Origin of the sequence: Agromyces mediolanus, from assembly GCF_044917495.1 — a bacterium.
In the GTDB taxonomy this organism is placed as follows: Bacteria; Actinomycetota; Actinomycetes; order Actinomycetales; family Microbacteriaceae; genus Agromyces; species Agromyces mediolanus_B.
This window is the reverse complement of the sequence record NZ_JAVSSI010000003.1, coordinates 91,537-110,967: the sequence shown is the minus strand read 5'-3', so window position 1 is coordinate 110,967 and position 19,431 is coordinate 91,537. Positions and strand designations below refer to the sequence as shown.

Genomic DNA, 19,431 nt, shown 5'->3' with positions numbered 1-19,431 from the left:
TAGCGAGGCCGGGGCGCGCGCCGCGCCGGCAGGACGGGCGGCTCAGCTCAAGCAGTTGGGGCCGAGCAGGCTCTTCAGCTCGCCGTAGAAGTCCGCGGTCACCCGCACCGGGTGCGGCACCTCGAACACGCGCGCGGTGCCGCCCTTCACGAGCCGGAGCCGCACCTCGGTGTCGCCGCGATGCCGCGCGAGCACTTCGCCGAGGGCGGTGATCGTGTCGGTCGTCGCCCGCACGTCCTGGAGGGAGATCATGACGGGACCGCTCTCGTCGCCCTGGCCGAGGTCGGGCGTGAACACGCTGAACGCGTGCAGGTTCATGCCGTCGTCGCGCATGCTCACCCGGCCCCGGACGACCGCGATCGAGTCGGCCTGCAGCCCGGGCGCGAACTCCTGGTACGCCTTTCCCATGAACATGACCGTGATCTCGCCCGAGAAGTCCTCGACCTGGATCATGCCGTACTGGTTGCCCGAGGACTTCGCGATGCGGTGCTGCACGCTCGTGACGAGGCCCGCGACCACGACGGTGTCGCCGTCCTGCGTGTGCTCCGAGCTCGTGAGATCTGCGATCGACGTGGAGGCGTGCTTCGCGAGCGGCACCTCGAGGCCGGCGAGCGGATGGTCGGAGACGTAGAGCCCGAGCATCTCGCGCTCGAAGGCGAGCTTCGTGCTCTTCGGCCACTCGGGACGGGGCGGCACCTGCGAGGTCACCTCCGACTGCTCGCCCTCGTCGAAGAGGTCGTCGAAGTTGAAGCCCGCCTGACCGGTCGCCTCGACCCGCTTGGTCGCCACCGCGCCGTCGACGGCGGATTCGTGGGTCTCCACCAGCGCTCGCCTGGTGTCGCCGAGCGAGTCGAACGCACCGGCCTTGATCAACGACTCGACGGTGCGCTTGTTGGCGACCTGCAGCGGCGACTTCTTCAGGAAGTCGTGGAACGACTCGAAGCGTCCCTTCTCGTCTCGTGCGGCGCGGATCGCGTCGACCACGTTGAAGCCGACGTTGCGGACAGCGCCGAGACCGAAGCGGATGTCGTCGCCGACGGCGGCGAAGAAGCCGATCGACTCGTTGACGTCGGGCGGGAGCACCTTGATGCCCATGCGTCGGCACTCGTTCAGGTAGAGGGCGAGCTTGTCGCGCGCATCGCCGACGCTCGTGAGGAGCGCCGCCATGTACTCGGCCGGGTAGTGGGCCTTCAGGTACGCGGTCCAGTAGCTGAGCACGCCGTAGGCGGCCGAGTGCGCTTTGTTGAAGGCGTAGTCGGAGAAGGGCAGCAGGATGTCCCAGAGCATCTTGATCGCGCCCTCGGAGTAGCCGTTGTCGATCATGCCCTGCGAGAAGCCCTCGTACTGCTTGTCGAGCTCCGACTTCTTCTTCTTGCCCATCGCGCGGCGGAGGATGTCGGCCTGACCGAGCGAGAAGCCGGCCACCCGCTGCGCGATCGCCATCACCTGCTCCTGGTAGATGATGAGACCGTAGCTCGTGTCGAGGATGTCCTTCAGCGGCTCGGCGAGCTCGGGGTGGATCGGCGTGATCTCCTGCAGCCCGTTCTTGCGCAGCGCGTAGTTCGTGTGCGAGTTCGCACCCATCGGGCCCGGACGGTACAGGGCGATGACGGCCGAGATGTCCTCGAAATTGTCGGGCTTCATGAGCCGGAGCAGCGACCGCATCGGCCCGCCGTCGAGCTGGAACACGCCGAGCGTGTCGCCGCGCGACAGCAGGTCGTAGGCCGGCTGGTCGTCGAGCGCGAGCTCCTCGAGCACCGGGCGGAACCCGCGGTTCGCCTCGATGTTGTCGAGCGCGTCGTCGATGATCGTGAGGTTGCGCAGCCCGAGGAAGTCCATCTTGATGAGCCCGAGGGACTCGCACGCGGGATAGTCGAACTGCGTGACGATCTGGCCGTCCTGCTCCCGCTTCATGATCGGGATGATGTCGATGAGCGGATCGCTCGACATGATCACGCCGGCGGCGTGCACGCCCCACTGGCGCTTCAGGTTCTCCAGGCCGAGCGCCGTGTCGAAGACCGTGCGGGCTTCGGCATCCGTCTCGATGATCGCCCGGATGTCGCCCGCCTCCTTGTAGCGGGGGTGGTCCTTGTCGACGATGCCCGAGAGCGGGATGTCCTTGCCCATGACCGCGGGCGGCATCGCCTTCGTCAGCTTCTCGCCCATCGAGAAGGGGAACCCGAGCACGCGGCCCGAGTCCTTCAGCGCCTGCTTGGCCTTGATCGTGCCGTAGGTGACGATCTGCGCGACGCGCTCCTCGCCGTACTTCTCGGTGACGTACTTGATCACCTCGCCGCGCCGGCGCTCGTCGAAGTCGACGTCGAAGTCGGGCATGGAGACGCGGTCGGGGTTCAGGAAGCGCTCGAAGATGAGCCCGTGCTGCAGGGGGTCGAGGTCGGTGATCTTCATCGCGTAGGCCGCCATCGAGCCTGCGCCGGAGCCACGGCCCGGCCCGACCCGGATGCCGTTCTCCTTCGACCAGTTGATGAAGTCGGCGACGACGAGGAAGTAGCCGGGGAAGCCCATCTGGCTGATCACGCCGACCTCGTAGTCGGCCTGCTTGCGGACGTCTTCGGGGATGCCGCCCGGGTACCGGAGGTGCAGCCCCTTCTCGACCTCCTTCACGAACCAGCTCTCCTCGTTCTCCCCCGCCGGGACGGGGAAGCGCGGCATGTAGTTCGCGCTGGTGTTGAACTGGACGTCGCAGCGCTCGGCGATCGCGAGCGTGTTGTCGCAGGCCTCGGGGTGATCGCGGAAGAGGTGCCGCATCTCGGCGGCGGACTTCAGGTAGAACTCGTCGGCGTCGAACTTGAAGCGGTTCGGGTCGTCGAGCGTGGAGCCGGACTGCACGCAGAGGAGGGCGGCGTGGCTCTTCGCGTCGTGCGCGTGCGTGTAGTGCAGGTCGTTGGTCGCGACGAGCGGCAGCCCGAGGTCCTTCGCGAGACGGAACAGGTCGTCCATGATGCGCTTCTCGATGCCGAGACCGTGGTCCATGATCTCGCAGAAGAAGTTCTCGCGGCCGAAGATGTCGCGGAACTCCGCCGCGGCCTTCACCGCCTCGTCGTACTGGCCGAGCCGCAGGCGCGTCTGCACCTCGCCCGAGGGGCAGCCGGTGGTCGCGATGAGCCCCTTCGAGTAGGTCTGCAGGAGCTCGCGGTCCATGCGGGGCTTGAAGTAGTAGCCCTCGATGGAGGCGCGACTCGAGAGTCGGAAGAGGTTGTGCATGCCCTCCGTCGTCTCGGAGAGGAGCGTCATGTGCGTGTAGGCGCCCGAGCCCGAGACGTCGTCGCCGCCGCCGTCGCCCCACCGCACGCGGGTCTTGTCGCGCCGATCGGTGCGCGGAGTGAGGTACGCCTCGGTGCCGATGATGGGCTTGATGCCGGCGTCGGTCGCCTGCTTCCAGAAGTCGTAGGCGCCGAACACGTTGCCGTGGTCGGTGACCGCGACGGCCGGCATCTCCTGGCCTTGCGCGGCCTTGATGAGCTCCCCGATTCTCGCGGCGCCGTCGAGCATCGAGTACTCGGAGTGCACGTGCAGATGAACGAAGGAATCGGCGGCCACGGGGCTCCTCTTCGGATGGTGCTGGTGGTGGATCTGGGGTGTCTGAGAGTCTACGGCGAGCCGCCCACACTCGGCCCGGCCGCACGCCGCGGCGGGCGTCAGTCGGCCCGCAGCACCTCGAGGGCGTGCGCGAGATCCGCCGGATACTCCGACTGGTAGGTGGCCCACTCCCCCGAACCCGGGTGCACGAAGGCCAGCTGCTTCGCGTGCAGCCACTGGCGCTCGAGCCCGAGCCGGGCCGAGATGGTCGGGTCGGCCCCGTACATCGCGTCGCCCACGCACGGATGCCGCTGCGCCGCCATGTGGACGCGGATCTGGTGCGTCCGGCCGGTCTCGAGGTGGACCTCGAGCAGGGAGGCCGACGGGAACGCCTCGATCGTCTCGTAGTGGGTGACGGCGTGCTTGCCGTCGGCGACGACGGCGAACTTCCACTCGGACCGCGGATGGCGTCCGACCGGCGCGTCGATCGTGCCCGCGAGCGGATCCGGATGCCCCTGCACGACCGTGTGATAGATCTTCTCGACCTCGCGGTCGTGGAAGGCGCGCTTCAGCGCGGTGTACGCGCGCTCCGACTTCGCGACGACCATCAGGCCGCTCGTGCCCGCGTCGAGCCGGTGCACGACGCCCTGACGCTCGGGGGCGCCCGAGGTGGAGATGCGGAACCCGGCCGCCGCGAGCGCGCCGACCACCGTGGGGCCGTGCCAGCCGAGCGAGGGATGCGCGGCGACCCCGGCGGGCTTGTCGACGACGACGATCTCGTCGCCGTCGTGGACGATGCCGAGGTCGGGCACCTCGATGGCCTCGACCTCGAGGGTGCGCGGCGGCTCCCAGCTCACCTCGAGCCAGGCGCCCGCCCGGAGCCGGTCGGACTTGCCGGCGGGCGATCCGTCGAGGAGCACTCCACCTGCGGCGGCGACATCGGCCGCCTGGGTGCGCGAGAAGCCGAGGAGCTTCGCGAGGCCCTGGTCGACGCGGACGCCCTCGAGCCCGTCGGGGACGGGCAGGGAGCGGTGCTCCATCAGGACTCGCTCGGCCGCGGCGACGCCGTGCTCGCGCGGGAGCCGGTCTCGGCGTCGCCGCCCGCGGACTCCGACCCGGCCGGCGTCTGCGCCTCGGCATCCGCCGCCTCGCCGGCCTCGGACTGCTTGGTCGGACGGACCTCGCGCGAGCCGTCCAGGCCGATACCGCGGATCGTCAGGATCATGAACAGGGCCATGCTCGACACGATCGAGATGTCGGCGACGTTGTAGATCGCCGGCAGCATCCAGGGCGTCGAGATGAAGTCGATCACGTGCCCGAGCCCGAAGCTCGGCTCGCGGAACAGCCGATCGGTCAGATTGCCGAGGACGCCGCCGAGGAGCAGACCGAACACCATGGCCCACGCGACGGACTTGATGCGCCGGGCGAACCAGATGATGAAGGTGATGACGCCGGCCGCGAGGATCGTGAAGATCCAGGTCATCCCGCTCGCGAGCGAGAACGCCGCACCTGGGTTCCGGACGAACTGGAACTCGAGCACCTGCCCGAGCACCTGGACCGTCTCGCCCTCGGTGAGGTTCGAGACGACCAGGTACTTGGTCAGCTGGTCGAGACCGTACGCCACCACGGCGGCGCCGGCGAGAACCAGAAGTGCGGTGGTGGTGCCGACCTTCGCGCTGCGCTCAGGCGCCAAAGCCCTGGAAGGTGGGCGTCGACTGCTCACCCTGCGCCGAGGCGCTCACGGGGGCCGAGAACCCCTGGTTGCCCGAGACCTGCACCGGCGTCGCGGTGTCGAGCTCGCGCAGCTGGCCCTCGATGTAGCTCTTCAGCTTCTGGCGGTACTCCCGCTCGAAGACCCGCAGCTCGTCGACCCGCTTCTCGAGCGCGACGCGCTCCTGGTCGAGGATGCCGATCTGCTGACGCTGCTTGGCTTCCGCCTCGGCGACGAGGCGGGCCGCGGTCGCGTGACCCTCGGCGATCAGCGCGTCGCGCTTCTCGACGCCCTCGCGGACGTGCTCCTCGTGGAGGCGGCGCGCGAGCTGGAGGAGGTTCGTCGTGGAGGCCTGCTCGTCGAGCTCCGACTGGGGCGTCGGCTGCTGCGTCGGCACGGCGACCGTGGCCGGCTGCGCGGCCGGCTCGGTGAACGCGGCGGGCGCCGGCGCGGCCGGGGCCGCGGCGACGGGCTGGTCGCCGGAGCGGGCCTCCGCGGCGGCGAGGCGCTGACGCAGCTCCTCGTTCTCCTGGTTCAGTCGGCGCAGCTCGACGACGACCTCGTCGAGGAAGTCGTCGACCTCGTCCTGGTCATAGCCCTCACGGAACTTCGTCGCCTGGAAGCGCTTGTTGACCACATCTTCCGGAGTTAGCGCCATGGCTGCTCACCCTCAAATCTGTCGAAACTATCGAACTGTCGGATCACGTTCAGGTTACGGTACCACCCGGGTTCGGGCGACCGCAGGGCCGATCGTCTCGGCCCGCAATGCTCGCAGGAGATCGTCAGCCTGCGAGCGCGGTGACCTGCGAGAGCCAGGACACCACCGTCATCGCGACGATGACGACGAGCATGGCCAGGCTCCACGCGAGATCGAGCGCCACGGGACCGAGGCGCAACGGCGGCACGAGCCGCCGGAAGAACTTGATGAGCGGATCGGTGATCGTGTACACGACCTCCACCACCACGAGCCAGCCGCCGCGCGGCCGCCAGCTGCGGTTGAAGGTGCGCACGAGATCGAGGACGAACCGCCCCCACATCACGAAGAAGTAGATGAGCAGCAGCGTCGAGAGGATGCTCCAGACGACGGAGAGAGCGCCCACCGCCGGCTACGCGCGAGTGAAGAACGACGCATCCACGTCGTCATCGGCCTCGCCGCTCTCGCCCGAGATGACGACGTGCGCCGGCGAGAGGAGGAACACCTTGCTCGTGACCCGCTCGATCTTGCCGGAGAGGCCCTGGGAGAGCCCGCTCGCGAAGTCGATGAGGCGGCGCGCATCGTTGTCGGACATCTGCGACAGGTTGATGATCACCGGCACGCCCTCGCGGAACGACTCGGCGATCACCTGGGCGTCGCGGTACTGGCGCGGGTGCACCGTCAGGATCTCGTTCATCTCCACCTGGGGGGCGACCGGCTGGACGTGCTGCTTGCGCAGCGGCGTCACCGGCGCCTGCTTGGGGGCGGCAGCCGCGACGGGCGCGGCCTGGACGGGTGCGGCCTGCGCCGGAGCCTGCTGCTGGGGAGCGTCGGTCTCGAGCTCCTCGTCGGCGAGGCCGAGGTAGACCATGGTCTTCTTGAGCGGGTTCGACATCGCTGCCCTCCGGTGTTCTTCGTCTCTTCGAGGTTAACCGCGGTCCGGGCGATTCCCGGTGATTGCGGTGCCGATCCGCAGGTGTGTCGCACCCTCGGCGATCGCGTCGGCGTAGTCGTGCGACATCCCCATCGACAGTGCGCGAGCCTCCGGCGCGATCCGCCGGAGGCGCTCCGAGAGCTCCCGCACCCGGGCGAACGCGGGGCGCGCCGGCTCGTCGAGCGGCGCCACGGCCATGAGGCCGAGCAGTCGGAGGCCCGGGGTCTCGAGGACGTGCTCCGCGAGCGCCTCGAGCTCGGACGGCGCGACCCCGCCGCGACCGGGGTCGTCGGTGAGGTTGACCTGGACGAAGCAGTCGACGCTCGTCTCCTCGGATCGCAGCACGTCCACGAGCGCCGGCCGGTCGATCGAGTGGATGACCGAGGCGTACGCGCGCACCTGCTTCGCCTTCTTGCTCTGCAGCTGCCCGACGAAGTGCCAGCGGAGGTCGAGCCCGGCGAGCTCGGCCGCCTTCGCCTGCGCCTCCTGATGGCGGTTCTCCCCCACGTCGTGCACCCCGAGCGTCTCCAGTTCGCGGACGAGGGACGCCGGATGGAACTTCGTCACGACGATGGTGGTGAGTTCGTCCGGGGATCGCCCCGCGGCGGTCGCGGCGTCGGCGATGCCGGCGCGGACCGTCGCGAGCCGATCGGCGAGCGGGCTCACTTCAGGAAGTCGGGGATGTCGAGGTCGTCGCCGTCGTCGTCGAAGGCCGGGTCGGAGACGATCTGGTCGCCCGTGCTCGCGGTCGGCTCGGCGGAGCCCCAGCTCGCCGTCTCGACGAGCTCGTCGATGTCGATCTCGGCGATCGGGTCGCCGGGCTCGCCGGACCCGAGGACCCCGGCTACGCCCACCGCCGCACCGACCGCCGCCGGGACGGCGGCCGCCTGCTGGCGCGCCTCGACGGCCTGCTTCTGCTGCGGCTCGCCGCCGTCGAAGCCGGCCGCGATGACCGTGACGCGCACCTCGTCGCCGAGCGTGTCGTCGATGACCGCGCCGAAGATGATGTTGGCCTCCGGGTGGACGGCCTCCTGCACGAGGCGCGCGGCGTCGTTGATCTCGAAGATGCCGAGGTTCGAACCGCCCTGGATCGAGAGCAGCACCCCGTGCGCTCCGTCGATCGACGCTTCGAGGAGCGGGCTCGCGACCGCGAGCTCGGCGGCCTTGATCGCCCGATCGGCCCCTCTCGAGGATCCGATGCCCATGAGCGCGGAGCCCGCGCCCTGCATGACGCTCTTGACGTCGGCGAAGTCGAGGTTGATGAGGCCGGGGGTCGTGATGAGGTCGGTGATGCCCTGCACACCGGCGAGCAGCACCTGGTCGGCCGTCGAGAAGGCCTCGAGCATCGAGATGCCGCGGTCGCTGATCTCCAGCAGACGGTCGTTCGGCACGACGATGAGGGTGTCGACCTCTTCCTTCAGGCGCGCGACGCCCTGCTCGGCCTGCGTCTGCCGGCGCTTGCCCTCGAAGCTGAACGGCTTCGTGACGACACCGATCGTCAGGGCGCCGATCGACTTGGCGATGCGCGCGACCACGGGCGCGCCGCCGGTGCCGGTTCCACCGCCCTCGCCCGCGGTGACGAAGACCATGTCGGCGCCGGCGAGCGCTTCCTCGATCTCCTCGGCGTGGTCCTCGGCGGCGCGTCGGCCGACCTCGGGGTCGGCGCCGGCGCCGAGTCCCCGGGTGAGGTCGCGGCCGACGTCGAGCTTGACGTCCGCGTCGCTCAGCAGCAGCGCCTGGGCATCGGTGTTGATCGCGATGAACTCGACGCCGCGGAGGCCGAGCTCGATCATGCGGTTGACGGCGTTGACACCGCCACCGCCGATGCCGACGACCTTGATGACGGCGAGGTAGTTCTGGTTTGTCGACATGTCCGGCCTTCCGTGGAAACCTTGAACCTCTAGTCGAAGGTTAAAGTTTTGCTGCGTATGCAATTCCTGAACACGACGGTAGGTCCCCGCCCGCGCGGACGCCGCGATGACGCCCCGCGTGTCGCGAACGGACCCCAGGAATCATCCCTCGGACGCCGCTCCGCCCCCGGCGGGCCGGACGCGCACGGGGCGAATCACTCGGTGACGGGGCTCGTCGGGGCGGAGACATCGTACTGGCCGACCGAGTCCGGCGGCGCGTTCTTCATCAGCCCGGCGAGCACCACGGCCTTCAACGCCGAGTCGTCAGCGCTTCCCCAGACGACCGCGGCGCCGCTCGAGAGCTCGAGCCGCACGTCGTCCGCGGTCTCCGCGGTCACCCGGACCAGCTGGCCGCGGATGTCGTCCGGCAGCGCCCGGACGACCCCGGCGGCCGCACGGAACCCCGCGCCGTTCGTGGCTCCGGCTTCGATGAGCGGCTGGCCCTCCGGCCGCTCGGCCGGACGGTCGATGACCACGCCCGCGGCATCGACGAGCTCCAGCCCGTTCGCGCCCTGCACGACGCCGACCGGGGTGCGCTCGGTGATCCGGACGATGAGCGTGCCCGGCGGGACCAGCTCCGTCGAATAGGTCTCGATGAGCGGGAACGCCCGCAGGGCGGTGTTCACCTCCCCCGAGCCGATGAGCGGCAGGGGCGTGCCGAGCTCGCCGGCGAACGCCGCCTGGATCTGCTCGGGCGGGATGCGCGAGGCCCCCTCGACCCGCACCTCGCGGAGCGCCATCGCCGGCGAGTACGCGATCGCCAGGACGCCGCCCACGAACAGCGCCGCCGCACCGATGCCGATGAGCCACGCCCGCCGGCGCCGGCGCGAATGCGCGGTGAAGCGGCGCACCTCCCGCCGCTCGTAGCGGCGTCGCGCGCGCTCCGCCGCGGCCAGCGCCTTCCGCGCCGCTCTGGGATCGCTGACCGGCCGCTCCGGCCCCGCAGCGCCCCCGGGCGTCGCCGCACCGGCGGGTGCGGACTCCGCGGCCGCTCCCCCCGCGGCATCCCCCCGCCTGGCCGGGGCGAGGAGCGGGGCGACGCCGAGCGGCACCGTCGCATTCGGATCGAGCTCCTCGATCACCGGAACCGGAGCGGTCACCGCATCCGGCTCCGTGCGAGTCGGGAGCCCGCCCCGCTGCAGGGAGACGCGCGCCTCGGTCGGCTCCGAAGCCGGCCCCGGCGGCGTCGCCGGGCGCGCACGACCGGGCCGCGCGGCGCGCGGCCCGTCGAAGCCCTGAGGCCGCTTCACGCGCGCCCCGAGCTCACCCGCGCTCCCGCTCGAGCGAGGCGAGGAGCTGCGGGACGATGCGGTACACGTCGCCGCAGCCGAGCGTGATCACGAAGTCGCCGTCGCGGGCGATCTGCGCCGTGTGATCGGCGGCCGCCTGCCAATCGGCGATGAAGGCGACGCGCTCGGCGTCGTCGAAGCGCTCGCTGACGAGCGCACCGGTGACGCCGGGCACCGGATCCTCGCGGGCGCCGTAGACGTCGAGCACGACGGTCTCGTCGGCGTACTGCTCCAGCACCTCCGCGAACTCCTTCGCGAACGCCTGGGTGCGGCTGTAGGTGTGCGGCTGGTGGACGGCGATGATCCGGCCCGCGCCGACGACGGTTCGCGCCGCCGCCAGCGCCGCGGCGACCTCCGTCGGGTGGTGCGCGTAGTCGTCGTAGACGCTCACGCCGCCGACCACGCCGTGCAGCTCGAACCGGCGGCCGGTGCCGGCGAACCCGGCGATGCCGTCGAGGGCGAGCTGCGGGTCGAAGCCGAGCCCGACGAGCACCGCGAAGGCGCCCGCGGCGTTGATCGCGTTGTGCCGGCCGGGGACCCGCAGCCGCGCCCGGTACTCCGAGCCCGCGTAACTGAGGGCGAACGCGACCGGGCCGTCGGTCTCGATGTCGTGCACGCGCACGGTCGCACCCTCGGCCTCGCCGAAGGTGACCACGTTCGCGTGCGCGAGCCGCTCCGTCACGCGGAGCGCGCCCGCATCGTCGGAGGAGATCACGACGAGCTCGCGGGCGCGGTCGGCGAAGTCGACGAAGGCCTGCTCGAACGCCTCCCGCGAGCCGTAGTGGTCGAGGTGGTCCGGGTCGACGTTCGTGATGAGGGCGACCGAGGTGTCGTAGAGCAGGAAGGAGCCGTCGGACTCGTCGGCCTCGACGACGAAGAGCTCCCCGTCGCCCGCGGCCGCGCTCACGCCGAGCCCCTCGATGACGCCGCCGTTCACGAAGTTCGGCCGGGCGCCGAGGGCGAGCAGGCCGGTGACGATCATGCCGGTCGAGGTGGTCTTGCCGTGCGCGCCCGCCACGGAGACGAGGCGCCGTCCGCCGATGAGCGCCGCGAGCGCCTGCGAGCGGTGCAGCACGGGGACGCCGCGCTCGAGGGCGAGCTGGTACTCCGGGTTGTCCTGCCACAGCGCGCCGGTCACGACGACCGTGTCGACGTCGTCTCGGAGGTTCGCCGCGTCGTGCCCGATCGCGATGTCGGCGCCGAGCTCGCGGAGGGCCTGCACGTTGGCCGAGTCGCGCACGTCGGAGCCGGTCACGCGGTGCCCGTCGCCGAGCATGAGGCGCGCGATGCCGCTCATGCCGGAGCCGCCGATGCCGACGAAGTGCACGTTGCCGAGCTCGGCGGGGATCTCGGTGGAGGGGTCGGGCTTGATCGTCACGTCGGGTGGCTCTTCCTCGCTGGTCGGTGTCTGCTCGGGAGCACGATGCTCCCCTCCCACGTTACGCGCCTTCCGGCGCGTCCCGGCTCAGGCGGGCGGATCGCCGAGCGCCTCGTCGACGAGCGCGACGAACCGCTCGGTGCCGTCGCGGAAGCCGGTGCCGAGCGCGCGACGCCCCATCTCCTCGATGCGGGCGCGGTCCCCGAGGAGCGGCAGCACGGTCGAGGCGAACCACTCGGGGGTGAACTGCGCGTCGTCGACGAGGATGCCGCCGCCCGCCTCGACCACGCCGGCGGCGTTGAAGCGCTGCTCGCCGTTGCCGACGGGGTACGGCACGTACACCGCCGGGATGCCGAGCGCCGAGAGCTCGCTCACGGTCGCCGCGCCCGCGCGGGAGACGGTGAAGTCCGCGAGCGCGAGGGCGAGGTCCATCCGGTCGGCGTACGGGACGAAGCGGTAGCCGTCCACGCCCGGATCGCTCGCCTCCGCCGTGCTGCCGGCGATGTGGAGCACCTGCCAGCCGGCGGCGACGATGCCGTCGGCCGAGGCGATCATCGTGCCGTTGATGCGCCTGGCGCCGAGCGAGCCGCCCGTCGCGAGCAGCACCGGGCGCGTGGCGTCGAGGCCGAAGAACGCGGCGCCCTCCTCGCGGGTGCCCGCACGGTCGAGCGTCTCGATCTCGCGGCGGAGCGGCATCCCGACGACCCGTGCGCCGCGGAGCGGCGTGCCCGGGAAGGCGACGCCGACGCCGGCGGCCCAGCGGGCGCCGAGCCGGTTGGCGAGCCCGGGTCGCGCGTTCGCCTCGTGGATGACGACCGGGACGCCCGCCCGGCGTGCGGCGAGGTAGGCGGGCGTGGACACGTATCCGCCGAAGCCGATGACGACGTCGACGCCGTGCTCCGCGATGAGCTCCCGGACGATGCCGATCGAACGGCTGAACGCCTTCGGGAACCGGAGCGCGGCCCCGTTCGGTCGGCGCGGGAACGGCACCTTCGGGATCGTGAGCAGCCGGTAGCCGCGCTGCGGCACGAGCCGGGACTCGAGCCCTTCGGCGGTGCCGAGCACGAGCACCACGGCATCCGGTTCGCGCTCGCGGAGGCGGTCGGCGACGGCGAGCAGGGGGTTCACGTGGCCGGCGGTGCCGCCGCCGGCGAGGAGGTAGACGGTCATCGCGCGGCGCCCGCCGTCATCGGGGCCGCAGCGCCGCCTCGGAGCCAGCGCCCGCTCCCGCCGCCGTCGGGGTTCCGTGCGACCGACAGCACGATGCCGATCGCGAAGAGCGTCGTGAGGAGGGCGGTGCCTCCTGCGGAGACGAGCGGAAGGGGGACGCCGAGGACCGGGAAGACGCGGAGCACGACACCGATATTGACACACGCCTGCACGATGACCCACACCATGACCGCCGCGGTCGCCGCCTTGCCGAACGGCGTCCGGGCGCCGCGGAGCACTCGAGCGAACGCGATCGCGAGCAGCACGAACATCGCGATCACCACGATCGCGCCGATGAGTCCGAGCTCCTCGCCGATGATCGCGAAGATGAAGTCGTTCGCCGCAGCCGGCAGCCACGACCACTTCGCCGCGGAGTTGCCGAGGCCGACACCGAAGATCCCGCCGTTCGCGAGGGCGAAGGTGCCGTGCTGGATCTGCCAGCACGCGTCGACGTCGACCTTGGTGCAGCTCTCCTGCACGAAGCTCATGATGCGCTTCATCCGGTTCTCGCTCGAGAACGCCACGATGACGAAGAGGAGGCCGGCCACGAGGACGGGCCCGATCAGCAGCCGGATCCGGATGCCGACGAGGAACAGCGCGCCGATCAGCATCGCGCCCATGATCATCACGGTGCCGAGGTCGCCGCCGAGGAGCACGAGGCCGATCGAGCCGCCGCCGACGAGGAGGATCGGCAGCACGCCGTGCACGAAGTCGCCGAGCTGCGCCTGCTTCTTCGTCACGATGAGGCCGAGCCACATCACCATCGAGACCTTGATCATCTCGGACGGCTGGAACTGGAAGCCCGCGATCGAGATCCAGTTCGTGTTGCCGCCGACCTCGACGCCGAGCGGGGTGGCGACGACGAGCAGCTGCATGAGGCAGGAGACGGCCAGGGCGGGCCAGGCGAGCAGCATCCAGACCCGTTGCGGCATCCGGCTCGCGAGCAGCATCACCGGCACGCCCACCGCGGCGAAGGCGGCCTGGCGCCCGATCTGGACGAAGGCGCCGCCGTCCTCGATGCGCGACTCCACCACCGAGGACGAGAGCACCATGACGAGCCCGAAGACGACGAGGAAGAGCGTGGTGCCGAGGAGCAGGTAGAAGTCCCCCGACTCCACCTTCAGGACCCGGCCGAAGCGGATCCGGGCGGCGGCCATGCCGCGCGGCTCGGCCTGCGCGTCAGTCGCGACCGGTTCGGGGGTCGGCTGCGGTGCCATCGGCATCCGCCTCACCTCCCAGCATCGATCTGACCGCCTCGTGGAACCTGCGGCCTCGATCCGCGTAGTCGGTGAACTGGTCCATCGACGCGGCGGCCGGAGCCAGCAGGACGGTATCGCCCTGCTCGGCCACCGAGGCCGCCAGCGCGACCGCCTCGGGCATCACGTTCTCAGTGTCGGGCGCGATCACCTCGAAGAGCGGCAGTTCGGGCGCGTGTCGGCGGAACGCGGCGACGAGCTCCGCACGGTCGACGCCGATCACGATCGCGGCGCGCAGCCGTCCGACGTGCGCGGCGACCAGCGAGTCCGCGTCGACCCCCTTCAGGAGGCCGCCCACGATCCACACCACCCGGCCGAACGCCTGCAGCGAGGCCTGCGCCGCGTGCGGGTTCGTCGCCTTCGAGTCGTCGATCCAGCGCACGCCGCCGGCGACGGCGACGGTCTCGATGCGGTGCGCGTCGAGCCGGAACTCCCCCAGCGCGTCGTGGATGATCCCGACGGGCACGCCCGCCGCCCGGGCGAGCGCCGCGGCGGCGAGGATGTTCTGCACGATGTGCGGCGCATCGAGGCCGCGGGGTTCGAGCTCGGCGAGGGTGATGATCTCGAGCGCGGTGCGATGGCGGTCGTCGAGGAACGCACGATCGCAGAGGATGCCCTCGACCACGCCGAAGTCGCTCGGTCCCGGGACGTCGAGGCCGAAGCCGATGGCGCGCGCGCCCTCCTCGACCTCGGCGTCCTCGACCATGCGGCGCGTCGCCTCGTCGGCCCGGTTGTAGACGCAGGCGAGCTTCGTGTTCGCGTAGACCTTGGCCTTCGCGTCGCGATAGCCCGCGAAGGAGCCGTGCCAGTCGAGGTGGTCGTCGGCGAGGTTCAGGCAGACGCTCGCGAGCGGATGCAGCGCACCCGGCCCGCTCGTCGGGACGTGGTGCAGCTGGTAGCTCGAGAGCTCGACGACGAGCACGTCGAAGCCCTGCGGATCGCGGACGGCGTCGAGCACCGGCACCCCGATGTTCCCGCACGGTGCGGCACGGAGGCCGTTCGCCGCGAGGAACGTCGCCGCGAGCTGCGTCGTCGTCGTCTTGCCGTTCGTGCCCGTCACGAGAACCCACTCGGCGGACTCGACCTTGTCGCGGACGCGCCAGGCCAGCTCGATGTCGCCCCAGACCGGGACGCCCTCGGCCGCAGCCCACTCGAGCACCGGATGGTCCGGGTGGAACCCGGGCGAGGCGATGAGGAGCTCCGGCGCGAATGCGGACAGCTCGGCGGGCACCTCCACCAGCGGGTCGGTGACGAGCCGCGCGCCGATCACCTCGAGGATCCGGGCGCGGTCGTCGTCTCGCGCCGGGGCGAGCACGAGCACCTCGGCGCCGAGCTCGGTGAGCGTGTCGGCGACGGCGAAGCCGGTGACGCCGAGGCCGAGCACCGCCACGCGGAGCCCCGTCCAATCGGCGTGCCAGCTGGTGAGGCCGTCGAGCCGCTCTGCGGAACCGTCGGTCATCAGCTCTGGAGCCATTCGAGGTAGAAGCTGCCGACGCCGGCGGCGACGAGGAGGCCGCCGATGATCCAGAACCGCACCACGATCGTGACCTCGGCCCAGCCCTTCAACTCGAAGTGGTGGTGGATCGGGCTCATCAGGAAGATCCGCTTGCCGTGGGTGAGCTTGAAGTACGCCCGCTGCACGATCACCGAGCCCGTCTCGATCACGAACAGCCCGCCGATCAGCACCAGGAGCAGCTCCGTGCGGCTCACGATCGCGAGCGCCGCGAGCGCCCCGCCGAGGGCCAACGACCCCGTGTCGCCCATGTAGATCTTCGCCGGGTTCGTGTTCCACCACAGGAACCCGATCAACCCGCCGACGATCGCCGTCGCGACGATCGCGAGATCCAGCGGGTCACGCACCTCGTAGCAGCGGTAGGCATCCGCCTGGTTCAGGTTCGGATTCGCGCAGGCCTGGTTGAACTGCCAGAACCCGATGACCACGAACGAGCCGATCGCGAGGATCGACGCCCCGCCGGCGAGGCCGTCGAGCCCGTCGGTGACGTTCACCCCGTTCGACGCCGCCGTCGAGATGAGGCAGATCCAGATCACGTACAGGATCGTGCCGGCGATCGTGCCGAACACCATGAAGTCCAGCGGCAGATCCCGGATGAACGAGATCTTCGTATCCGCCGGCGTCGTGCCCTGCGCGTTCGGGAACTGCAGCGCCAGCAGCGCGAACGTCCCCGCGACCACGACCTGCCCGGCGACCTTCGCCCAGCCGCCGAGCCCCAGGCTCTGCTTCTTCCGCGTCTTCAGGAAGTCGTCGATGAACCCGACCACGCCGAGCCCGACCATCATGAACAGCACCAGCAGCGCCGACGCCGTCGCGCCCTCACCGCTCAGCAACGTCGCGCCGAAGTACCCGAACAGCGTGCCCAGGATGAAGATGATCCCACCCATCGTGGGCGTCCCGCGCTTCACATGATGCGACTGCGGCCCATCATCACGGATGAACTGCCCCCACCCCAAGCGGACGAACACCCGGATGAACACCGGCGTCAGGAACAGCGTGAAGGCGAGCGACAACGCTCCGGCAGTCAGCAGTGCTCTCACGAGAACCATTCTCCCAGTCGGTCGCCGAGGTGACGAAGCCCCGCCGAGTTCGAAGATTTCACGAGGATCGTGTCCCCGGGGCGCGCCTGCGCGGTGACGAGCTCGAAGGCCTCGTCCTGCGTCTCGACGAAGGCGGACTCCCCGTCCCACGAACCCTCGTTGATGGCCGAGATGTGCAGGCGCCTCGCGCCCGTGCCGACGACGACGAGCTGGGAGATGCCGAGCCGTACGGCGAGCAGGCCGATGCGATCGTGCTCGTCGCCGGAGAACTCGCCGAGCTCGCTCATCTCGCCGAGCACGGCGAAGGTGCGGGCGCCGTCCCGCTTCACCTGGGCGAGCGTCTTCAGTGCGGCGGCCATCGAGTCGGGGCTGGCGTTGTAGGCGTCGTTGATGACCGTGATGTCGTCGCGGCCGCCGAGCACCTCCATCCGGCCGTGCTCGGCGAGGGTCACGGACTCGAGCGCCTCGACGATGCCGGCGAGCGGCACGCCGAGCTCGCGCGCGGCCGCGACGGCAGCGAGGGCGTTCATGATGTGGTGCTCTCCGAGCACGCCGAACGCGAGGCGGGCGGACTCGCCGCCCGGCACGGTCACCGTGAAGTCGGTGCCGCGGCTGTGCACGCGGATGTCCGTCGCCCGCACCTCGGCGTCGTCGCCGAGGCCGAACCGCACGACGCGGGCACGGGTGAGCGCCGCCATCGGGGCGACCCGCGGGTCGTCCGCGTTCAGCACCGCGACGTCGGTCTCGAGGAGATCGGTGACCATCTCGCTCTTCGCCCGCACGGTCTGCTCGATGCCGCCGAACTCGCCGGCGTGCGCGAGCCCGACCTTCAGCACGATGCCGATGTCCGGACGAGCCATCCGCACGAGTCGCGCGATCTCGCCGACGCCGGAGGCGCCCATCTCGGCGACGAGGAACTCCGTCGACTCGGTGAGCTCGAGCATCGTGATCGGGGCCCCGACCTCGTTGTTGAAGGACTTCCGCGCGGCGACCGTCTCGCCGACCCGCTCGAGCACGGTGCGCAGCAGGTTCTTCGTCGTCGTCTTGCCGTTCGAGCCCGTGACGCCGACGATGCGGAGCCGGCCGAGGGCGCGCACGCGGGCGACCACCTCGGTGGCGAGCCGGCCGAGCGCGTCGACCGAGTCGTCGACGACGATCTGCGGCACGTCGAGCGCCAGCGGCTCCTCGACGATGAGCAGGGCGGCCCCGGCCTCGGCAGCACCTCCGGCGAAGCGGTGGCCGTCGTCGAACTCGCCGCGCTTGGCGACGAAGAGGCCGCCTCGGACGACCTCTCGGGAGTCGGTCGTGACCGGCCCGTCGACGCGGACTTCGGGATCGGCCCCGGCGGGGTGGAGCTCGCCGCCGACCGCGTCGGCGATCTCGGCGAGCGTCAGCGCGATCATGCGGGCCACCCGGCTTCGCGGAGCGCGGCACGGGCATCGTCTCTGGCGGAGTACGGGATCTTCTCGCCCTTCACTTCGTGGTAGTCCTCGTGCCCGGGTCCGGCGTAGAGGATGGCGTCGCCCTCGCCCGCGAGGTCCAGCGCCGCGCGGAACGCGGCCCGCGGGTCGGCGACCTCGTGGATCTCGCGCTCGGGGACGGCGGCGACCGCGCCGGCGATGAGGCTCGCTCGGATGGCTGCCGGGTCTTCCCAGCGGGGATGGAAGTCGGTGATGATGAGCGCGTCGGCCCCGCGGGCGGCGATGGCCCCCATCTCGGCGCGCTTCGTGGTGTCGCGGTCGCCGTCGGCGCCGAAGACCATGATGAGCCGGCCGGGGGTGAACCGCCGGATGGCGCCGAGCGTCTGCAGGAAGGCATCCGGGCTGTGCCCGTAGTCGATGTAGACGAGCGGGCCGCCATCGCCGGAGATCCGCTCGGCGCGCCCGGGGATGTACGCGCGGATGCCGCCGTCGCGCTCGAGCGCGGACGAGATCCGGTCGAGCTCGTAGCCGGCTTCGACGAGCATGACGATCGCGAGCGCCGCGTTCGCCGCCATGTACCAGCCGACGATCGGCACGGACGTCTCGAGGCGGCCGGCCGGGCCCTCGAGCACGAAGGAGGTGCTCGCGGCGAGCTCGGCGCCGATCGTCATCCGCCACTCGGCCGCGACGTCCGGGCGGGTGGTGAGGGTCGTGACCGGGATGCCGGAGTCAGCGGCGAGGCGGCGTCCCCACTCCGAGTCGACCGTGACGACGCCGCGGCGCGCCCGGTCGGGCTGGAACAGGGCGAGCTTCGCCTCGAAGTACTCGTCCATCGAGGCGTAGTCGTCGAGGTGGTCGTGGCTGAGGTTCGTGAAGCCGACGACGTCGAAGACGATCCCGTCGACCCGGTGCCGGCTGAGGGCCTGCGCGGAGACCTCGATGCCGAAGGCGCGGGCGTCGAGCTCGCGGGCGCGCGCGAGGAGCGCGTGCAGTTCGTTCGCCTCCGGGGTGGTGAGCGAGCTCGTGACCGCCTCGTCGCCGATGCGGCGCTCCGCGGTCGAGGTGAGGCCGGCGACCACGCCGAGCTGGCGGAGGATGCCGTCGAGGAGGTACACGACGCTCGTCTTGCCGTTCGTCCCCGTGACGCCGAAGAGCGTCGCGGGGTTGTCGGCGGTGCCGTGGATCCACGCCGCCACGTCGCCGAGCGCCGCACGGGCGTCGTCGACGAGCAGGACCGGCAGCCCGGATCCGGCCGCGCGCTCGGCGCCGTCCGCGTCCGTGAGGATCGCGACCGCGCCGTTCTTCGCGGCCTCGACGGCGAAATCGGCGCCGTGGGCGTTGCGCCCGGGCAGGCCGACGTAGAGATCGCCGGGCCGCACCGCGCGGCTCGACAGCGCGGCGCCCGTCACCTCGAGCCCGTCGAGATCGCCGCGCACCACCAGATCGAACTCCCCCGCGAGCTCGCGGAGCGATCTGGGATTCGGTTGCTGCGGCCGGAGTGCCGTGGGAGGCGTGCCGGTCACGAATCCAACTTTC

At 71.0% G+C, this 19,431-nt stretch carries 16 protein-coding genes; all 16 read right to left on the bottom strand.

Going from position 1 to position 19,431, the window contains the following annotated elements; all coding sequences use genetic code 11:
* Positions 1-42 precede the first annotated feature (42 nt).
* Positions 43-3,513 carry a DNA polymerase III subunit alpha gene (gene dnaE / locus ROT00_RS05840; protein ID WP_404773496.1) on the bottom strand — a complete coding sequence of 1,157 codons (3,471 nt, stop codon included), beginning with the start codon at positions 3,511-3,513 and terminating at the stop codon, positions 43-45.
* A gap of 146 nt (positions 3,514-3,659) precedes the next feature.
* Positions 3,660-4,580 carry an RluA family pseudouridine synthase gene (locus tag ROT00_RS05835; RefSeq protein WP_404773109.1) on the bottom strand — a complete coding sequence of 307 codons (921 nt, stop codon included), beginning with the start codon at positions 4,578-4,580 and terminating at the stop codon, positions 3,660-3,662.
* Positions 4,580-5,233, bottom strand: a complete 654-nt coding sequence (gene lspA, locus ROT00_RS05830) for a signal peptidase II (RefSeq protein WP_404773107.1) — start codon at positions 5,231-5,233, stop codon at positions 4,580-4,582. The genes ROT00_RS05835 and lspA overlap by 1 nt, the downstream gene beginning before the upstream one ends.
* Positions 5,223-5,909 carry a DivIVA domain-containing protein gene (locus tag ROT00_RS05825; protein WP_404773105.1) on the bottom strand — a complete coding sequence of 229 codons (687 nt, stop codon included), beginning with the start codon at positions 5,907-5,909 and terminating at the stop codon, positions 5,223-5,225. Before ROT00_RS05825 ends, lspA begins: the two co-directional genes overlap by 11 nt.
* A 124-nt stretch (positions 5,910-6,033) precedes the next feature.
* Positions 6,034-6,351: a YggT family protein gene (locus tag ROT00_RS05820; RefSeq protein ID WP_404773104.1), complete on the bottom strand. Its 318-nt coding sequence runs from the start codon at positions 6,349-6,351 to the stop codon at positions 6,034-6,036.
* A 6-nt stretch (positions 6,352-6,357) separates the two neighbouring features.
* Positions 6,358-6,840, bottom strand: a complete 483-nt coding sequence (locus ROT00_RS05815) for a cell division protein SepF (RefSeq protein ID WP_404773102.1) — start codon at positions 6,838-6,840, stop codon at positions 6,358-6,360.
* 33 nt (positions 6,841-6,873) lie between these two features.
* The gene (locus tag ROT00_RS05810; protein WP_404773100.1) at positions 6,874-7,545 is read right to left on the bottom strand and encodes a YggS family pyridoxal phosphate-dependent enzyme; all 672 of its coding nucleotides are present in this window, start codon (positions 7,543-7,545) and stop codon (positions 6,874-6,876) included.
* Positions 7,542-8,750 carry a cell division protein FtsZ gene (gene ftsZ, locus ROT00_RS05805; RefSeq protein WP_404773099.1) on the bottom strand — a complete coding sequence of 403 codons (1,209 nt, stop codon included), beginning with the start codon at positions 8,748-8,750 and terminating at the stop codon, positions 7,542-7,544. Before ftsZ ends, ROT00_RS05810 begins: the two co-directional genes overlap by 4 nt.
* Positions 8,751-8,944: 194 nt before the next feature.
* A complete protein-coding gene (locus tag ROT00_RS05800) occupies positions 8,945-9,889 on the bottom strand; it encodes a cell division protein FtsQ/DivIB (protein WP_404773098.1) in 945 nt (314 codons plus the stop codon).
* A gap of 163 nt (positions 9,890-10,052) precedes the next feature.
* A complete protein-coding gene (gene murC, locus ROT00_RS05795) occupies positions 10,053-11,450 on the bottom strand; it encodes a UDP-N-acetylmuramate--L-alanine ligase (protein WP_404773494.1) in 1,398 nt (465 codons plus the stop codon).
* Between the two features lie 93 nt (positions 11,451-11,543).
* Positions 11,544-12,626, bottom strand: a complete 1,083-nt coding sequence (locus tag ROT00_RS05790) for a UDP-N-acetylglucosamine--N-acetylmuramyl-(pentapeptide) pyrophosphoryl-undecaprenol N-acetylglucosamine transferase (RefSeq protein ID WP_404773096.1) — start codon at positions 12,624-12,626, stop codon at positions 11,544-11,546.
* Entirely contained in the window at positions 12,623-13,882 is a 1,260-nt protein-coding gene (ftsW, locus tag ROT00_RS05785) for a putative lipid II flippase FtsW (RefSeq protein WP_404773094.1), read from the bottom strand. The genes ROT00_RS05790 and ftsW overlap by 4 nt, the downstream gene beginning before the upstream one ends.
* The gene (gene murD, locus ROT00_RS05780) at positions 13,845-15,380 is read right to left on the bottom strand and encodes a UDP-N-acetylmuramoyl-L-alanine--D-glutamate ligase (RefSeq protein ID WP_404773092.1); all 1,536 of its coding nucleotides are present in this window, start codon (positions 15,378-15,380) and stop codon (positions 13,845-13,847) included. Before murD ends, ftsW begins: the two co-directional genes overlap by 38 nt.
* Positions 15,380-16,474 (bottom strand): phospho-N-acetylmuramoyl-pentapeptide-transferase, encoded by a 1,095-nt coding sequence (mraY, locus tag ROT00_RS05775; protein ID WP_404773090.1) that lies wholly within the window; start codon positions 16,472-16,474, stop codon positions 15,380-15,382. The genes murD and mraY overlap by 1 nt, the downstream gene beginning before the upstream one ends.
* Positions 16,471-17,877 (bottom strand): UDP-N-acetylmuramoyl-tripeptide--D-alanyl-D-alanine ligase, encoded by a 1,407-nt coding sequence (locus ROT00_RS05770; protein WP_404773088.1) that lies wholly within the window; start codon positions 17,875-17,877, stop codon positions 16,471-16,473. Before ROT00_RS05770 ends, mraY begins: the two co-directional genes overlap by 4 nt.
* Positions 17,874-19,418 (bottom strand): Mur ligase family protein, encoded by a 1,545-nt coding sequence (locus ROT00_RS05765; RefSeq protein ID WP_404773086.1) that lies wholly within the window; start codon positions 19,416-19,418, stop codon positions 17,874-17,876. Before ROT00_RS05765 ends, ROT00_RS05770 begins: the two co-directional genes overlap by 4 nt.
* Between the last annotated feature and the right edge of the window lie 13 nt (positions 19,419-19,431).